Annotated in this window: 18 protein-coding genes; 9 read left to right on the top strand and 9 right to left on the bottom strand. The window is 61.3% G+C overall.

Annotated features, from left to right (window positions below; all coding sequences use genetic code 11):
- Positions 1–104 precede the first annotated feature (104 nt).
- Entirely contained in the window at positions 105–527 is a 423-nt protein-coding gene (locus tag QRN10_RS15185; RefSeq protein ID WP_181081118.1) for a DUF3757 domain-containing protein, read from the top strand.
- A 3-nt stretch (positions 528–530) separates the two neighbouring features.
- Here the strand turns inward: QRN10_RS15185 and dspII are convergent, their stop codons facing one another.
- Entirely contained in the window at positions 531–1,643 is a 1,113-nt protein-coding gene (gene dspII / locus QRN10_RS15180) for an enoyl-CoA hydratase/isomerase DspII (protein WP_266248379.1), read from the bottom strand.
- Between the two features lie 137 nt (positions 1,644–1,780).
- On the opposite strand from dspII, the gene ung reads away from it, so the two are divergent.
- Positions 1,781–2,473, top strand: a complete 693-nt coding sequence (gene ung / locus QRN10_RS15175; RefSeq protein WP_253511132.1) for a uracil-DNA glycosylase — start codon at positions 1,781–1,783, stop codon at positions 2,471–2,473.
- Positions 2,474–2,501: 28 nt separating this feature from the next.
- Here ung and QRN10_RS15170 read toward each other — a convergent pair whose 3' ends face one another.
- From QRN10_RS15170 to QRN10_RS15150, 5 genes are read right to left on the bottom strand one after another with little or no spacing between them, the layout of a single operon-like run.
- Entirely contained in the window at positions 2,502–3,539 is a 1,038-nt protein-coding gene (locus tag QRN10_RS15170; RefSeq protein ID WP_285428644.1) for an AbrB family transcriptional regulator, read from the bottom strand.
- The gene (locus QRN10_RS15165) at positions 3,532–5,046 is read right to left on the bottom strand and encodes a tripartite tricarboxylate transporter permease (protein WP_181081113.1); all 1,515 of its coding nucleotides are present in this window, start codon (positions 5,044–5,046) and stop codon (positions 3,532–3,534) included. The genes QRN10_RS15170 and QRN10_RS15165 overlap by 8 nt, the downstream gene beginning before the upstream one ends.
- A 1-nt stretch (position 5,047) precedes the next feature.
- On the bottom strand, positions 5,048–5,506 hold the full coding sequence (locus QRN10_RS15160) for a tripartite tricarboxylate transporter TctB family protein (RefSeq protein WP_181081112.1): 459 nt from the start codon (positions 5,504–5,506) through the stop codon (positions 5,048–5,050).
- A gap of 59 nt (positions 5,507–5,565) precedes the next feature.
- Complete coding sequence (locus QRN10_RS15155) at positions 5,566–6,555, bottom strand: Bug family tripartite tricarboxylate transporter substrate binding protein (protein ID WP_181081147.1); 990 nt, start codon at positions 6,553–6,555, stop codon at positions 5,566–5,568.
- A gap of 44 nt (positions 6,556–6,599) precedes the next feature.
- Entirely contained in the window at positions 6,600–6,773 is a 174-nt protein-coding gene (locus QRN10_RS15150; RefSeq protein WP_181081111.1) for a hypothetical protein, read from the bottom strand.
- Between the two features lie 236 nt (positions 6,774–7,009).
- On the opposite strand from QRN10_RS15150, the gene tctD reads away from it, so the two are divergent.
- Both tctD and tctE read left to right on the top strand, forming a co-directional pair.
- Positions 7,010–7,681 (top strand): two-component system response regulator TctD, encoded by a 672-nt coding sequence (gene tctD, locus QRN10_RS15145; RefSeq protein ID WP_181081110.1) that lies wholly within the window; start codon positions 7,010–7,012, stop codon positions 7,679–7,681.
- Positions 7,674–9,059 carry a two-component system sensor histidine kinase TctE gene (tctE, locus tag QRN10_RS15140; protein WP_285428643.1) on the top strand — a complete coding sequence of 462 codons (1,386 nt, stop codon included), beginning with the start codon at positions 7,674–7,676 and terminating at the stop codon, positions 9,057–9,059. Before tctD ends, tctE begins: the two co-directional genes overlap by 8 nt.
- Here tctE and QRN10_RS15135 read toward each other — a convergent pair whose 3' ends face one another.
- Entirely contained in the window at positions 9,060–9,881 is an 822-nt protein-coding gene (locus QRN10_RS15135; RefSeq protein ID WP_266248390.1) for an HDOD domain-containing protein, read from the bottom strand. It abuts the gene before it with no gap.
- 36 nt (positions 9,882–9,917) lie between these two features.
- Entirely contained in the window at positions 9,918–10,859 is a 942-nt protein-coding gene (gene ygfZ, locus QRN10_RS15130; protein WP_266248392.1) for a CAF17-like 4Fe-4S cluster assembly/insertion protein YgfZ, read from the bottom strand.
- A gap of 141 nt (positions 10,860–11,000) precedes the next feature.
- On the opposite strand from ygfZ, the gene QRN10_RS15125 reads away from it, so the two are divergent.
- On the top strand, positions 11,001–11,255 hold the full coding sequence (locus QRN10_RS15125) for an FAD assembly factor SdhE (RefSeq protein WP_034096390.1): 255 nt from the start codon (positions 11,001–11,003) through the stop codon (positions 11,253–11,255).
- Positions 11,239–11,685 carry a protein YgfX gene (locus QRN10_RS15120; protein WP_285428642.1) on the top strand — a complete coding sequence of 149 codons (447 nt, stop codon included), beginning with the start codon at positions 11,239–11,241 and terminating at the stop codon, positions 11,683–11,685. Before QRN10_RS15125 ends, QRN10_RS15120 begins: the two co-directional genes overlap by 17 nt.
- Here the strand turns inward: QRN10_RS15120 and nadB are convergent.
- The gene (gene nadB / locus QRN10_RS15115) at positions 11,654–13,270 is read right to left on the bottom strand and encodes an L-aspartate oxidase (RefSeq protein ID WP_253511148.1); all 1,617 of its coding nucleotides are present in this window, start codon (positions 13,268–13,270) and stop codon (positions 11,654–11,656) included. The genes QRN10_RS15120 and nadB overlap by 32 nt on opposite strands.
- Positions 13,271–13,733: 463 nt before the next feature.
- Here nadB and rpoE point away from each other — a divergent pair, with 463 nt between their 5' ends.
- From rpoE to QRN10_RS15100, 3 genes are read left to right on the top strand one after another with little or no spacing between them, the layout of a single operon-like run.
- Positions 13,734–14,315: an RNA polymerase sigma factor RpoE/AlgU gene (rpoE, locus tag QRN10_RS15110; protein ID WP_003172477.1), complete on the top strand. Its 582-nt coding sequence runs from the start codon at positions 13,734–13,736 to the stop codon at positions 14,313–14,315.
- Positions 14,316–14,347: 32 nt separating this feature from the next.
- Positions 14,348–14,935, top strand: a complete 588-nt coding sequence (locus QRN10_RS15105; protein WP_003172479.1) for a sigma-E factor negative regulatory protein — start codon at positions 14,348–14,350, stop codon at positions 14,933–14,935.
- Positions 14,936–14,951: 16 nt separating this feature from the next.
- Complete coding sequence (locus QRN10_RS15100; protein WP_253511151.1) at positions 14,952–15,920, top strand: MucB/RseB C-terminal domain-containing protein; 969 nt, start codon at positions 14,952–14,954, stop codon at positions 15,918–15,920.
- Positions 15,921–16,044: the final 124 nt, after the last annotated feature.

The raw sequence follows: 16,044 nt of genomic DNA, 5'->3' as shown, positions 1-16,044 counted from the left end.
CCGTTTATCGGGACTGTCATTTATAACAGGTTTCTTTTTTGCCCAGGATGTCCTTCACTCACAGGATAGTGAGTGCCTTTTGGGGGCGTCCTTTGACCAGATCCATGTCCTGTCTACTTCTGCTGTTGAGCTGTGCGGTCATACAGACGAGCGCCGCGCAGGGGTGCCCGTACCCATCGACCGTTCGCTACGAAAAAAACCGGTTCCAGGCGCTTGATGGACGGACCCTCTGGCGCAGCCCCAGCGTTCCGTACGACGGTTATGTCGAGCGTTTCGTAGGCGCTGTGTTTATTCCGAAGGAGGGGGACTCGCGCGACGAGGGGTATTTTGAACAGTGCATTTACAGCACTAACCGCGGCCAGTCGGTCGCATTACGCTACAGCGCGAAGAACGGCCCCTACAGCTTTTCGCTGACCGCGACATCGCACTGGCGTCTGGTCGAGGATCCCTTCGGCCGGGACGTGTACATCTGTGAAGACCGCCAGCCGGACAACTGCTCGTTTACCGTAAAGCAACTCCGAAGATAGCTGTCAGTAATCAGAAAGATCTGCCAGAGGATTCCTACCTTCCCACGCTTTGCTGAAATGCGCCTGCACCACGGCGTCGGGCACCGTGTTGATATCCGGCCAGTGCCAATGGGGCGTCTGATCCTTGTCGATCAACCGCGCCCGCACCCCTTCGGCGAACTCCGGGTGGCGGCAGCAATTGAGGCTTAGGGTGTATTCCATCTGGAACACCTGAGCCAGGGACAAATGACGCGCGCGCTGGATCTGTTCCCACACCAGATGCGCCGTCAGCGGGCATCCTTCACTCAATGTCTTGCCGGCGCGGTTGAACAGCGGATCGGCATGCTCGCGCAGGGCACTCAGGGCCCGCCATGCACAGCGCACATCGCCCACGTCCAGCCAGGCGTCGATCTGTGCACGCCGCGGCAGCCACTGTGCTTCGGGCTGTTGGTCCTGCGCCTCCTGGGCCAGGGCCTTGAGCAGGCTGTTGAGTTGCATCGCGGTCTGTTCCTGCCAATTCAGTTGCAACAGGCCCTCGACCAGCTGATCTTGTTGGTCATCGCGCAGAAAACGGTCGGCCAGCCCCAGGTCCAGGGCATCACGCCCATTGATATGCGCACCGGTCAGGCCCAGGAACACACCGAGTTTGCCCGGCAGGCGCGACAGGAACCAACTGGCGCCTACATCCGGGTACAGGCCGATGCTGATTTCCGGCATGGCCAGCCGGCTGCTCGGCGTGACGATACGCACCGCCGCGCTTTGCAGCAGGCCCATGCCGCCGCCCAGCACGTAGCCATGGCCCCAACAGATCAGCGGTTTGGGATAGGTGTGCAGGCGATAGTCGAGGCGATATTCAGCGGCGAAAAACTGCGCGCCCAGCGCGGGCACTTCACCTGGGTGCTCAAGGCACGCCTGGGCCAGGCTGCGTACTTCGCCACCGGCGCAGAACGCTTTGGGGCCATTGCCGCGCAGCAACACACAGACGATTTGCGGGTCTTTGGCCCACGCTTCCAGGCGGTCGCCAAGGGCCAGAATCATCGGCAGGGAGAGGGCATTGAGCGTTTTTTCCGCGTCGAGGCTGGCGATGCCGATACGGGCGCCGCCGCTGCCGGTCAGTTCTTCAAAGTGCAGATTCATCGTGACCTCAATCGAGAAAGTGAAGGATCAGTATGATCCTTTGGTGGGAAAGTGCCGGTGGTGTGTCAGATCAATTGACAAGCGGAGTCGGCTTTCCTAGGGTTCGCCTCATTCTTTTTTTACAAGACACTTCAACGATGACCGACGGCGACCGCATCAAACTCGAACCCAGCTGGAAAGACGCCCTGCGCGACGAGTTCGACAAGCCCTACATGGCCCAGTTGCGCGAATTCCTGCGCCAGGAGCATGCCGCCGGCAAAGAGATCTACCCGCCCGGCCCGCTGATATTCAATGCGCTCAATTCGACGCCCCTGGACAAGGTCAAGGTGGTGATACTCGGCCAGGACCCCTACCACGGACCTGGCCAGGCCCATGGTCTGTGCTTCTCGGTGCAACCGGGCGTGCCGGCGCCGCCGTCGTTGGTCAATATCTATAAAGAACTCAAGCGCGACCTGAACATCGACATCCCCAACCACGGTTATCTGCAGAGCTGGGCCGACCAAGGCGTGCTGATGCTCAACACCACCATGACCGTGGAGCGCGCCAACGCCAATGCCCATGCGGGTAAGGGCTGGCAGTTTTTTACCGATCGGATCATCGAGGTGGTCAGCGAGCACCAGCCGCACCTGGTATTCCTGTTGTGGGGCGCCCATGCGCAGAGCAAGCAGAAGCTGATCGACGCCACCAAGCACCTGGTGTTGACGTCGGTGCATCCGTCGCCGCTGTCGGCGTACCGGGGGTTTATCGGCTGCGGGCATTTCAGCCGCGCCAACAAGTTTCTCGAGCAGAACGGCGAGACGCCGATTGAGTGGCGCCTGCCGCCTCTTTAAGGCCAGGCCTGCTAAAAACGGGGAGGGTCTAGAGTGTTTCCGGCTGACGATTCCACCGCCTGAACAATGGCTCGGCCAGGAACAACACAAGCAACAAGCGCATCACCTGCATCGCGGTCACCAGCGGCACCGACAGTTGCAAGGTCTCGGCCGTGAGGCTCATCTCGGCAATGCCTCCGGGCATCATGCCCAGGGTCAGCGAGCGCAGGTCCAAGTGGGTGAGGGCGCTCAGGCCCACGGCCGCCAGCGTCGCCAGTACCATGGTCAGGGCGGTGCCGATCAAGGTGCGGGCCATGAACGATGGGGCGCGACGGAAGAACTGGCGGTTGAAATGGCAGCCTAGGCCGCTGCCGATCAGCCATTGGCCAATCTGGCTGCCGCCGTCGGGCAGGCCGATATGCAAATCCCAGACAACGCTGGCGGTCGCACTGACCAATAACGGGCCGAACAACCACGGGTTTGGCTGACGCAGGCGCTGCCAACCCCAGGCCACCAGAGCCCCGAGTGGAAACAGCAACGCCAGCCACGCCCAACTCACCGGTGCCGGATGAAACTGCGGCGCGCCGCCCCCCAGCAAATACTTGAAGATCGCCGGTACGCACAGCACTACCGCCAGCACGCGCAGACTCTGCCCCGCCGCGACACGGCTGAGCACCGCGCCATTGCGTGCGCCGAGGTTGACCATCTCACCGGACCCGCCCGGCATGCTGGAGAAAAACGCGGTGGCGCGGTCTTCACCGCTGCGGCGCATCAGCCACACGCCCACCACGCTCGACAGGCTGGTGACCAGCGCGCCGAAGAAGATCAGGCCGAAGTGGCTCATCACCTGCTCGATCACCACCGGGGTGAAGTGCAGGCCGATGCCGATCCCCACTACCCACTGGCCGCATTTGCGCCCGCCGGGAATCTCCGCCAACTGCCACGGCGTGAGGCAGCGCACCAGAATGATCGCCAGCAACGAGCCGACCATGTACGGCAACGGCCAGCCGATCAGGCTGGCCAGGTAACCGCCGGCCAGGCCGACCAGCGGCGTTCCCCACCACTGTTTAAAGGTGACCTCAGACATCGGCCACGGCGCGACGCTGCAGGGCGCGTTTGCGGTAGATGCGGATCAGCGGAAAGACCAGCATAAACGCCGTCAGCACCCAGACACCGAAGGTGATCGGGCTCGACCACAGAATCTCCAGCGCACCGTTGGAGATCGACAGCGCGCGGCGCAGGTTCTGCTCCATCAGGCCACCGAGGATAAAGCCCAGCAGCACCGGCGACAGCGGGAAGTCCAGCTTGCGCAGGATATAGCCGAAGATGCCGATCCCGACCATCAGGAACAGGTCGAACGTGGTGGCATGCACCGCGTACACACCGATCGCGGTAATAATCGCAATCACCGGCACCAGCGCCCAGTTCGGCACGGCGAGGATGCGCGTGAAGAGACGGATCATTGGGATGTTGAGGATCACCAGCATGATGTTGGCGATAAACAACGAGGCGATCAGGCCCCAGACGATGTCCGGTTGCTGTTGGAACAACAGCGGGCCGGGGGTGATGTTGTACAGCGACAGTGCGCCGATCATCACCGCCGTGGTGCCCGAACCGGGCACGCCCAGCGTCAGCATCGGCACCAGAGCGCCGCAGGCGGAGGCACCGATTGCGGTTTCCGGGGCGGCGAGGCCGCGCATATCGCCCTGGCCGAACTTGCCGCTGGCGCCGGCCATGCGTTTCTCAGTCATGTAGGCCACGGCCGAGGCCAGGGTTGCGCCGGCACCCGGCAACACGCCCATGATGAAACCCAGCAGACCGCAGCGGATGTTCACCACGAACACCGACGCCGCTTCCTTGACGTTGAACATCATGCGTCCGGTGGCCTTGACCGCTTCCTGGCCACGGTGGGTTTTTTCCAGCAGCAACAGGATCTCACTGATGGAGAACAGGCCCAGCACCAACACGACGAACTGGATGCCGTCGGTGAGGTGAATGTTATCGCCGGTAAAACGGTACACGCCGCTGTTGGCGTCGATGCCCACCGCCGAGAGGAACAGCCCGATCAATGCCGCGACAAAGGTCTTCAACGGCTTGTCGCCGGCCATGCCGCCCAGGCACACAATCGCGAACACCATCAGGACGAAATATTCCGCCGGGCCGAAGGCAATCGCCCACTTGGCCAGCAACGGCGCAAACAGCACCATGCCACAGGTGGCGATAAACGCACCGATGAACGAACTCCACGCCGACAGCGACAGCGCCACACCGGCCAGGCCCTTACGGGCCATCGGGTAGCCGTCGAGGGTGGTCATTACGGTGGAGGCCTCGCCCGGAATGTTGAGCAGGATCGAGCTGATCCGGCCGCCGTATTCGCAGCCCAGGTACACCGCCGCCAGCAGGATCAGCGCCGATTCCGGCGGCAGGCCCAGGGCGAAGGCGATGGGGATCAACAGCGCCACGCCGTTGATCGGGCCCAGGCCCGGCAGCAGGCCGACCACGGTACCGATTAAGGTGCCGCACAGGGCGGTCACCAGGTTGTAAGGAGACAGCGCCACGCCGAAGCCCTGGCCCAAGTAGCCGAAAGTATCCATATCAGTTCTCCAGAACGTCGAGCAGGCCGAGGGGCAGCGGCACATCCATGGCTTTATCGAACAGCAGGTACAGCCCGATGGCCATCAAGGTGACGATCACGATGCTGGGCACCCAGCGACCGCCGTACAGGCGCGCCATGGGGATGCCGATCAGCATGCTGCTGAGGATGAAGCCCAATGGTTCGAAGGTGGCGGCGAACACAATCAGCAGCGCCACGCAGAAACCGATCTTGACCAGGGTTTCGCGATCCAGCGCCGGTTCTTCTTCGGTGTGCTTGGTTGGTTGCGGGCGGAACAGCATGTAGATCAGCGCCAGGCTCATCAGCCCGAGCATCAGCAACGGGTAGGCGCGAGGCCCTACGGGTTCGTAGGAAAACGACGCCTGATATGGCCAGGCCATCAGCGCCAGGCCGGCGCAGGCCAGCAGCAGCGCGGCGGCGAATATGCGTTGTAAGAGCATGGTGAACTCCTGGGCCATGCCTGGGGTTTGCCAGGCATGGCCGCGCGACAGAGGGGCGTTTACTGAATCAGGCCGAACTCTTTGGCCAGCACTTTGTAGTCAGCCACCTGTTTCTTCACATAGGTGTCCAGCTCCGGGCCGGTCATGGCGAACGGGAACAGCTCGCGCTGGTCACGCAGCTTGGCGAACTCTTCGGACGCCAGCAGTTTGTCGAAGGCGTCTTTCCACCAGGCGTAATCGGCATCGCTGACTTTAGGCCCGAGGTAGAAGCCGCGCACCACTGGCCACACGATGTCGTAGCCTTGCTCCTTGGCGGTTGGGATGTCTTTCATTTCCGGCTCGTCCAGGCGCTGCTCGGAGAACACCGCCAGCAGGCGCATGTCGCCGCTGAGGATGTGGGGCATTGAGTCGGAGATGTCGGTACTGCCCACCTGAATGTGGCCACCGAGCAGCGCGGTGGCGATTTCACCGCCGCCTTCAAGGGCCACATAGCGCAGCTCGCGCGGGTTGATCCCGGCGGCCTTGGCGATCAGGGCGGTTTGCATCCAGTCCTGGCTGCCGACGGTGCCGCCGGAACCGATTACCACGCTGCCTGGATCTTTCTTCAGGGCTTGAACCAGGTCGTCGAGGGTCTTGTAGGGCGAATCGCTTTTCACTGCGATGGCCCCGTAGCTGGTGCCAACCGCGGCCAGCCAACGCACGGCGCTTTCGTCGAAACGCCCGAACTTGCCCTGGGCCAGGTTCAGCAGCGAGCCGCTGGACCAGGCCACCAGGGTGCCGGCATCCGCCGGGCGCTGGGCGACCACGGCGTTGTAGGCCACCGCGCCAACGCCGCCGGGCATGTAGGTCACGCGCATGGGTTTGGTCAGCAGTTTCTCGTTGACCAGTGCGCTTTGCGCCAGTTTGCAGGTCAGGTCGAAACCGCCGCCGGGGGAGGCGGGGGCGATACATTCCGGACGCTTGGGCTCGTCGGCGGCCAGCAGTTGGCCGGCGAACAGCATGCAGCCGGCGGCGAGGGCCAATTTACGCAATGAAAGAGTCATGGGTATCTCCGTCTTTTTTGTTATGAGGTTCTACTACCAGGCACTGCTTATCAGCGTGCGGCGCCTTTGCGGTCCAGCAGGCGCACTTCATCCGCATCAGCGGCCGTGCCGCGGTCTTCGAGGACGACGGTTTGGCTGAACGACGAAATAACGCCGGCGAGGGCGGCGTGGTTCAAGCGAGGAAAACGAACAGGCGGGCGGTTCTGGCGCTGTGTCGACAGCATGGTTGTGCACTCCGTTATTGTTCTTATTGTGACGAAAACGCATCGAGGCGTTTTGCGGGCGCTGCGGCTTGGGCAACTGGGTGGGCAAGGCTCACCGTGAGCTGGATGCTAATGGGCGAAGCTTTCACTAACCTTTCAGCAGTCTTTCAATGTTTCCGGGCTTCACAGGGCCTCGGGCGCCTGTAAACTCCCCGCCAAAGCGTGGCGTCGACCACCCCTGAACGAGGCAGAAAACCATGCGTGTCCTTCTGGTTGAAGACCATTTGCAACTTGCCGACAGTGTGGCCCAGGCGCTCAAGAGCACGGGTCTGACGGTCGACGTGCTGCATGACGGCGTGGCCGCGGACCTGGCCTTGAGCAGCGAGGATTACGCGGTCGCGATCCTGGATGTGGGGCTGCCGCGCATGGATGGTTTCGAGGTGCTCGCACGCTTGCGGGCCCGTGGGAAAAACCTGCCGGTGTTGATGCTGACCGCGCGCAGCGACGTGAAGGACCGCGTGCATGGCCTCAACCTGGGCGCAGACGACTACTTGGCCAAACCCTTTGAGCTGACGGAGCTGGAGGCGCGGGTCAAGGCCCTGTTGCGCCGCAGCGTGCTGGGCGGCGAGCGTCAGCAGGCCTGCGGCGTACTGGTGTATGACCTGGATACCCGGCGCTTCACGCTGGGTGGCGAACTGCTGACGTTGACCTCCCGCGAGCAGGCGGTGCTCGAAGCGCTGATCGCGCGCCCGGGCCGGGTGATGAGCAAGGAGCAACTGGCTTCGCAGGTCTTTGGCCTGGACGAGGAGGCCAGCCCCGATGCAATCGAAATCTATGTGCATCGCCTGCGCAAGAAGCTCGATGGCCAACCCATCGCCATTGTGACTTTCCGCGGCCTCGGCTACCTCTTGGAAGCTCGCGATGCATAAGCCCAGCAGCCTGCGCTGGCGCCTGGTGTGGAACCTGGCCCTGTTGCTCGTATTGTTGATGCTGGCCAGCGGCATGAGTGCCTACTGGAACGGCCGCGAAGCCGCCGATACCGCTTACGACCGCACGTTGCTCGCGTCGGCGCGCACCATCGCCGCAGGCCTGACCCAGGTGGACGGCACCCTCAGCGCCAATGTGCCCTATGTGGCCCTGGACACGTTCGCCTACGACAGTGCCGGGCGCATTTATTACCAGGTCAACGACATTGATCGCAAGCTGATCTCCGGCTACGAGAACCTGCCCGGTCCGCCTCCCGGCACGCCGCGCACCGATGATTACCCGGCGCTGGCGCGGTTCTACAACGCCAAGTATCAGGGCCAGGAAGTACGGGTGGTGAGCCTGCTCAAGGCGGTGTCCGAGCCGAACATGAACGGCATGGCGGAAATCCGTGTGGCCGAAACCGACGAAGCCCGCGTCAGCATGGCTCGCAGTTTGATGGCCGATACGCTGCTGCGCCTGGGCATGCTGGCGGTCGGCGCGTTGCTCCTGGTGTGGTTTGCCGTGAGCGCCGCGCTGCGCCCGCTGGAGCGTCTGCGCAAGGCCGTGGAAGAACGCCAGCCCGACGATCTGCGGCCGCTGCCATTGGTGGAAGTGCAGCACGAATTCGGCCCGTTGGTCAGTTCGCTCAACCACTTTACCGAGCGCCTGCGCGGGCAGTTCGAACGCCAGGCACAGTTTATCGCCGATGCGTCACACGAACTGCGCACCCCTTTGGCCGCGCTCAAGGCGCGCCTGGAGTTGGGCCTGCGCGCCGAAGACCCGGCCACCTGGCGCAGCACGTTGGAAACCGCTGCGCAGGGCACTGATCGCCTGACCCATCTGGCTAATCAATTGCTGTCTCTTGCGCGTATCGAGAACGGCGCACGGGCAATTGCAGAAGGCGGCGCGCAGTTGTTGGATCTGAGCCAGTTGGCCCGTGAGTTGGGGATGGCGATGGCGCCCCTGGCCCATGCGCGTGGCGTGGCGCTGGCATTGGAAGCCGATGAGCCGGTGTGGTTGCGCGGCGAGCCAACGCTGTTGAACGAACTGCTGAGCAACCTGGTGGACAACGCCCTGGCGCACACGCCGCCCGGTGGCAATGTAATCCTGCGGGTGACGGCACCGGCGGTACTGGAGGTGGAGGACGACGGCCCGGGGATCCCGCAGGATGAGCGGGAGCGGGTGTTCGAACGCTTCTACCGGCGCAGTCAGCAGGGCATGGGTTCGGGCCTGGGCTTGGCGATTGTCGGGGAAATCTGCCGGGCGCATCTGGCCCAGATCAGCCTGCACGATGGCGAGCGCGCGGGGCTGAAAGTAAGGGTGAGTTTTATCGCCGGTTGATCAGTAGAACATCGAGCGTGCTTCATCGAGCTCCGCGCGCAGGCGGTCGCTGTAGGGGTCGACCTTGAGCTTTTTCATCGCCGGCACTTCGGAAACCACCACGCCTGCCAGTGGGTGATCGGTGCCGCGATAGCAATACAGCACCGCCAACTGCACCAGGTCGATGTAGTCAAGGCGGCTGGAGTCGCGTTCAAGGTTCAGGTATTGGCCGGGCAGTTTCGCCAGCATCTCCGGAAAGTCCCAGCGGCCGAGCAATTTATCACCCAAGGCTGGATGGATAGTGTCGATCAGGTGGTTGAGGCTGACCGGGTCGGACAGCAACTCGTAGTGATCTTCGGCGTAGGTCAGGATCGGCAGCACGCCGATCTGGTGCACCAGACCGCCAAGCGCTGCCTGGTCCGGCTTGAGCTGGCTGTGGCTGCGACACAAGGCGTAACTCACGCCGGCTACTTCCAGGCTGCGGCGCCACACTTCACGCATTTTCTGATCGACCGTTTCAGAGCGGGCATGAAAAATCTGCTCCATCACCAGGCCGATCGCCAGGTTGCTGCTGTAGTTGGTGCCCAGCCGTGTGATGGCGGTGTGCAGGTCGGTGACTTCCTGGGTGGCGCGCAGCAGCGGACTGTTGACCACTTTGATCAAGCGTGCGGACAGGGCGGTATCGCGACCGATCACTTTGCTCAAGTGGCTGATGCTGATTTCCGGGTCCTCGGCGGCCTTGCGAATATTCAGGGCCACTTCCGGTAATGTCGGCAGAACCAGGTCATCGTTTTCGATGGCCGTGACCAAAGCCTGTTGGACTTTTTCCGCCAGCTTGTTCATTCATGTTCTCTAGGGTGTTGCAAAAAAGTACGGCGACTAACGCTGGATCTCTCGATCGCGGTCCAGCGTGTAGGGTAAGTCAAGCAGTTGCAGGCCGGGGCCTTCGAGCGTGCCTAAATGCACATCGCCACTATCGGCAGCTTCGGCTTGCAATACGGCCAGAAGTTCAATCACCGGACCCGCATTGGCCGCGATTACCACCTCACCGATCGAACTGTTATGGCTGGGCGAAAACAGCGGGGTGCCTGGCTCGGGCATTTGCGTCGATTCAAGGCTCAAGCGGTACAGGCGGCGCTTGAGTTTGCCCAGGTACTGCATGCGCGCGACGATTTCCTGGCCGGTGTAGCAGCCTTTCTTGAAACTCACGCCACCGACGGCTTGCAGGTTAAGCATCTGCGGGATGAACAACTCGCGGGTCTGGGGCATGACCTGGCCGATACCGGCACGGATCTGGCCCAGTAGCCACTCGTTCAGATCGGCTTCTTTCAATTGCGCACTCAACTGGCCATGTACCGCGTCGGCCTGTTCCGCCGGCACCCAGAGTTCGCTGCGATCAGGTGACACGCGAATCGCGATCAAGTGTTCGTTGCGGGCAACGCTGTCGGTGTCGGCCGGCAGTTCAAGCCCGAGGCTGGCCAGGGTTGAATCCGCGTTGTACAGGCCCAGGCGTGCCCACGCGGCGCTTTCGTCGGTGAGCTTGGATTTGGAGAACACCGCGTATTTCTTCAGATCGGCCAGTTGCGGTTCCAGCAGCTCGGTGGCCATCGCCAACAGCACACCGTCGCCTTGCAGCAGGATGCGAAAGCTGGACTGCATGCGCCCTTTTTGTGTGCAGCGCGCGCCCAGGCTGGCCTGGGTGTCGCTCAGATAGTTGAGGTTGCAGGTCAATTGGCCCTGCAGGAATTTGGCAGCGTCGGCACCGCGCACGGCAAGAACGCCTTCGTGGGACAGGGGGCAGAAAAAAGCAGAGTCGGCCATGGGTCATCGCAGGTCAAAAAGTCTTGGGTGCATCATAGAGGGGCGCCCGGCAAATGGATAGTTTCCGTGGGAGCACGACCAAAGCCGACTGTTGCGCTGCCGTCGGGCCTGTATACTTGCGCTCTATTTGAGGAGCGCTCCATGGTCGAAGATGTAGAACTCAATCGCCTCTATTGGCACAGCCGTCGCGGCATGCTTGAGCTGGACGTGTTGCTGGTGCCATTCGTCAAAGAGGTTTATTCCACGCTCAATGAGGTGGATCGCAAGGTGTATGTGCGACTGCTGGAATGCGAGGACCAGGATATGTTCGGCTGGTTCATGGAGCGCGCCGAGTCGGACGATCCGGAACTGCAGCGCATGGTTCGGATGATCCTGGACCGTGTCCAGCCCAAGTAACCGTTTCGAATGCCGCTGGCAGCCTTCGCGCAGGCTGCTGGTGGCGTATTTGCTTGCCCAGGTGTTCGCGCTGGGTGCCTTGTCGGCAGTGGATGTGCCATTTTCAAGCCTTTGCATGCTGCTGTGCCTTGCGCATGCGGGTTGGGTGCTGCCCAGACATATTCTGTTAACCCATCCTTCATCGGTCTGCGGCCTGCGCCGAGATGAAGAGGGTTGGCAGTTGTTCAGTGAACAGCGTGGCTGGCACGCCGTGCAGTTGCGCCCCGACAGCCTGGCACTGCCACCGATCGTGGTGCTGCGCTATCGCGTGCGCGGGCAATGGTGGTCGCGTTCGATCTGCGTGCCGAGGGATTCGCAGGCCGCCGATACGCACCGGCGCCTGCGGGTACGCCTGAAGTTCAGCCGCCGTAGGTGGTTGGCACCAGGATAGTGTCGCGGGCCTCCGGCAGCATCTGCGGGTAGTCGAGGGTGTAATGCAGGCCTCGGCTTTCCTTGCGCTCCATGGCGCAGCGGATCATCAGCTCGGCGACCTGGGCCAGGTTGCGCAGCTCGATCAGGTCGCGGCTGACCTTATAGTTGCTGTAGAACTCGTCGATTTCATCGAGCAGCAAGCGCACTCGGTGCTGCGCGCGCTGCAGGCGCTTATTGGTGCGCACGATCCCCACATAGTCCCACATGAAACGCCGCAACTCGTCCCAGTTGTGGGCAATGATCACGTCTTCATCCGAGTCGGTGACCTGGCTGGCGTCCCAGCGGGGCAGGGCGGCCGGCACCGGGATTCGCGGCAACTGCTCGAGTATGTCCGCCGCCGCCGAACGCGCGTAGACGAAGCATTCAAGCAGCGAGTTGCTGGCCATGCGATTGGCGCCATGCAGGCCGGTGAAGCTGGTCTCGCCAATCGCATACAGGCCCGGCACATCGGTGCGGCCATGCTGGTCGACCATTATGCCGCCGCAGGTGTAGTGCGCGGCAGGCACTACCGGGATCGGGCCTTGGGTGATGTCGATATTGAAGGTCAGGCAGCGTTCGTAGACGGTGGGGAAGTGGGTCTTGATGAATGCTTCAGGCTTGTGGCTGATGTCCAGATACACACAGTCGATGCCCAGGCGCTTCATTTCATGGTCGATGGCGCGTGCGACGATATCGCGCGGTGCCAGTTCGGCGCGCGGGTCGAAACGCTGCATGAAGCGTTCGCCGTTCGGCAGTTTCAAGTGTGCGCCTTCGCCACGCAGGGCTTCGGTGATCAGAAAGCTTTTGGCCTGCGGGTGATACAGGCAGGTGGGGTGAAACTGGTTGAATTCCAGGTTGGCCACCCGGCAGCCCGAGCGCCAGGCCATGGCGATGCCGTCGCCGCAGGCGCCGTCGGGGTTGCTGGTATAGAGGTAGACCTTGGCTGCGCCACCCGAGGCGAGGATGGTGAAGCGCGCGCCATAGGTGTCGACCTCGCCGCTGCCGCGGTTGAGCACGTAGGCGCCAAGGCAGCGTTCGCCGTCCAGGCCCAGGCGCTTTTCGGTGATCAGGTCGACCGCGACGCGCTGCTCCAGCAGTTCGATGTTCGGGCGCTGTCGAGCCTGGTCGAGCAGGGTCTTGAAAATGGCTGCGCCGGTTGCATCGGCGGCGTGGATGATGCGCCGGTGGCTATGGCCGCCTTCACGTGTCAGGTGGAACTCGAAGCCGCCGTCGTCGGCGCGTGCGTGCTCGTCACGGGTGAAGGGAACGCCCTGGTCGATCAGCCATTGGATCGCTTCGCGGCTGTGCTCGACGGTGAAGCGCACCGCGTCCTCGTCGCACAGGCCGCCGCCGGCGTTGAGGGTGTCTTCGACGTGGGACTGCACAGTGTCGGCGTCATCCAGAACCGCCGCCACGCCGCCTTGGGCCCAGAATGTCGAGCCGTTGGCCAGGTCGCCTTTGCTCAGCACCGCGATGCGCAGGTGGCTCGGCAGGGTCAGGGCAAGGCTCAATCCGGCTGCGCCGCTGCCAATCACCAGAACATCGTGTTGAAACTGTTGGCTCATTTATAGGATTCCGCAAAAAGCGATCCGCAAGGGTGGCGCTGACAGAACGCCGGGATCGGCGAATCAAAGGGTCACACGGCCCACTAGTATATAGAGGGGGGGACCGGCACAATAGCCAGGCATGCGTGGCAATATGAGATTACGGTGCGTGGCTTGGGTATAATCAGCCGGTTATCGAATCGGGAACTTTTTGCATGGCTCCCGACTCAATAGCAGGTTGCCCGAAAGCTGGGAAAACGTTGAGTTTATTGGCCCGTCGGGAGCATTGGACGCGTCAGAAAACCGACGACAAGATTATTCGCGCAGCCGGCGTTACCCGCGCTGCGTTTTTCGTGTGTGCCAAATCAGTGCATGCCGGAAACTTGCTTGGAGGGGGAGAACTTTTGCGAAAAGACCGAGTCTATGTTTGCAAGCCTGATCGTTTAGTTATGCAAGCCTCCTTCAAGTACTACGAGGAGTGTTCATGCTAACCCAGGAAGAGGATCAGCAGCTGGTTGAGCGCGTACAACGCGGCGACAAGCGAGCATTTGATCTGCTAGTGCTGAAATACCAGCACAAAATTCTCGGGTTGATCGTGCGGTTTGTGCACGACACCCATGAAGCGCAGGACGTTGCACAGGAAGCTTTTATCAAGGCTTACCGTGCACTCGGCAATTTTCGCGGTGACAGTGCGTTTTATACGTGGCTGTACCGAATCGCCATTAACACGGCGAAAAACTATCTGGTGTCTCGCGGCCGCCGCCCACCGGATAGCGATGTAAGTTCAGAAGATGCTGAGTTTTATGATGGTGATCACGGCCTCAAAGATCTCGAGTCGCCGGAGCGTGCATTGCTGCGCGACGAGATCGAAGGAACCGTTCATCGCACAATTCAGCAACTGCCGGAAGATTTGCGTACCGCATTAACTTTACGTGAATTCGATGGTCTGAGTTACGAAGACATTGCGAGCGTCATGCAATGTCCGGTGGGGACTGTAAGGTCACGGATTTTCCGGGCCCGGGAAGCCATCGACAAAGCCTTGCAACCGTTGTTGCAGGAAAACTAAAGACAGCGGCGACAGCCAAGAGAGGAACCGCCATGAGTCGTGATGCCCTGCAGGAATCGCTGTCCGCAGTGATGGATAACGAAGCGGATGAACTGGAACTTCGTCGAGTGCTCAACGCATTTGATGATGCCGAAACCCGTGATACCTGGTCTCGTTACCAAGTCGCTCGGGCGGTGATGCACAAGGATCTTCTAATCCCTCGTCTGGATATTGCTGCGGCTGTTTCTGCCGCGCTGGCTGATGAAGCCGTTCCGGCTAAAGCTGCTCGTGGTCCTTGGCGTAGCCTGGGTCGCCTTGCAGTGGCAGCCTCGGTAACTGTTGCCGTGCTGGCGGGTGTTCGCCTGTACAACCAGGACGAAATTGCCGGTGCCGAATTGGCCCAGCAGACCCAGCAGCCGGTTATGGCTGGCCCGCAGGTCAAAGGTCCGGCCGTACTTGCCGGCTACAAGGAAAGCTCCGACACGACCGGCCCGATGGCTAACGGCGTGCTTCAGGGGCAATCCGGCTGGCAGGATCAGCGTCTTCCAGGTTACCTGCGCCAACACGCTCAGGAATCGGCCTTGAAAGGCACTGAAAGTGCTCTGCCATACGCTCGCGCTGCAAGCCTGGAAAACCGTTGAACCGTTAAGGAGCTTTATGCGCGCCATACCGCTCCTTACGCTGTTGATCAGTGGTTGGTTTGTACTCCCCGCCCATGCCGATGAAGCGCAGGACTGGCTTAATCGACTTGGGCGTGCAGAGCAGACCCAAAGTTTTGAAGGTACGTTCGTCTATGAACGTAATGGCAGTTTTTCCACTCATGACATCTGGCATCGTGTCCAGAACGGTCAAGTCAGAGAGCGCCTTTTGCAGCTCGATGGCTCTGCCCAGGAAGTCGTGCGAGAGGATGGCCGTACCCAATGCGTAAGCGGCACTTTAGTGCCCGGGCTTGGGAATTCCCGCGATGCACCTTCGCGCGCGCTTGATCCGCAAAAACTCAATCAATTTTATGAACTGGCCGTCATCGGAAAATCCCGTGTGGCTGGTCGTAATGCTGTGATTGTGGCCGTTACACCGCGTGACCAATACCGGTATGGGTTCGAGTTGCATCTGGATCGCGAAACCGCACTCGCGCTCAAATCCCTGCTGCTTAACGACCAAGGGCAACTGCTGGAGCGATTCCAGTTCACGCGCTTGAACACCTCGGTCCAGCCGGATGATCGCAACTTGCAGCCGAGTAAGGACTGCACGCCCATTGCCCTGGCTAATAGCAGTGCGCCTGAGGTGCAGCCCACCCACATATGGCGTTTGGATTGGTTGCCGCCGGGGTTTCAGCTCACCCGCACTAGTGCGCGAAAGGATGTCCACACCAAAGCCATCGTCGACAGCATGATGTATGACGACGGCCTGGCACGGTTCTCGGTGTTTCTGGAGCCGATCAGCGATGGCAGTGTCACGGAAGCTCGAACGCAGCTGGGCCCGACCGTCGCAGTGTCCCGGCGTCTGAATACCGTCGATGGCGAAATGATGGTGACGGTGGTAGGAGAAATCCCCATAGGTACTGCCGAACGCATCGCGTTATCGGTGCGCGGTGAAAAAAAGGCATCCGCCAAACCTGCACCGTGAGTTGTTAATCCTATGTTCATCTTGACCTTTCAACTTACGTCCATGCCCGCCTGGCTGCCGAGAGCATGAAATGTCTGGATCAGGATTTTCACTTGCAAAAACCTTCCATGTTTTTTATAGGTCA

It is taken from the genome of Pseudomonas sp. lyk4-R2A-8 (assembly GCF_030209095.1).
Taxonomy (GTDB): domain Bacteria; phylum Pseudomonadota; class Gammaproteobacteria; order Pseudomonadales; family Pseudomonadaceae; genus Aquipseudomonas; species Aquipseudomonas quebecensis.
Note: the sequence above shows the minus strand (reverse complement) of the source record. Positions and strands in the feature narration are given on the sequence as shown.

Excerpts from the sequence above, each read along its gene's own strand:
- rpoE (WP_003172477.1), top strand. The coding sequence starts at position 13,734 with ATGCTAACCCAGGAAGAGGATCAGCAGCTGGTTGAGCGCGTACAACGC.
- QRN10_RS15105 (WP_003172479.1), top strand. The coding sequence starts at position 14,348 with ATGAGTCGTGATGCCCTGCAGGAATCGCTGTCCGCAGTGATGGATAAC.
- QRN10_RS15125 (WP_034096390.1), top strand. The coding sequence starts at position 11,001 with ATGGTCGAAGATGTAGAACTCAATCGCCTCTATTGGCACAGCCGTCGC.
- QRN10_RS15150 (WP_181081111.1), bottom strand. The coding sequence starts at position 6,773 with ATGCTGTCGACACAGCGCCAGAACCGCCCGCCTGTTCGTTTTCCTCGC.
- tctD (WP_181081110.1), top strand. The coding sequence starts at position 7,010 with ATGCGTGTCCTTCTGGTTGAAGACCATTTGCAACTTGCCGACAGTGTG.
- dspII (WP_266248379.1), bottom strand. The coding sequence starts at position 1,643 with ATGAATCTGCACTTTGAAGAACTGACCGGCAGCGGCGGCGCCCGTATC.
- QRN10_RS15160 (WP_181081112.1), bottom strand. The coding sequence starts at position 5,506 with ATGCTCTTACAACGCATATTCGCCGCCGCGCTGCTGCTGGCCTGCGCC.
- nadB (WP_253511148.1), bottom strand. The coding sequence starts at position 13,270 with ATGAGCCAACAGTTTCAACACGATGTTCTGGTGATTGGCAGCGGCGCA.
- ygfZ (WP_266248392.1), bottom strand. The coding sequence starts at position 10,859 with ATGGCCGACTCTGCTTTTTTCTGCCCCCTGTCCCACGAAGGCGTTCTT.
- tctE (WP_285428643.1), top strand. The coding sequence starts at position 7,674 with ATGCATAAGCCCAGCAGCCTGCGCTGGCGCCTGGTGTGGAACCTGGCC.
- ung (WP_253511132.1), top strand. The coding sequence starts at position 1,781 with ATGACCGACGGCGACCGCATCAAACTCGAACCCAGCTGGAAAGACGCC.
- QRN10_RS15100 (WP_253511151.1), top strand. The coding sequence starts at position 14,952 with ATGCGCGCCATACCGCTCCTTACGCTGTTGATCAGTGGTTGGTTTGTA.
- QRN10_RS15185 (WP_181081118.1), top strand. The coding sequence starts at position 105 with ATGTCCTGTCTACTTCTGCTGTTGAGCTGTGCGGTCATACAGACGAGC.
- QRN10_RS15135 (WP_266248390.1), bottom strand. The coding sequence starts at position 9,881 with ATGAACAAGCTGGCGGAAAAAGTCCAACAGGCTTTGGTCACGGCCATC.
- QRN10_RS15170 (WP_285428644.1), bottom strand. The coding sequence starts at position 3,539 with ATGTCTGAGGTCACCTTTAAACAGTGGTGGGGAACGCCGCTGGTCGGC.
- QRN10_RS15165 (WP_181081113.1), bottom strand. The coding sequence starts at position 5,046 with ATGGATACTTTCGGCTACTTGGGCCAGGGCTTCGGCGTGGCGCTGTCT.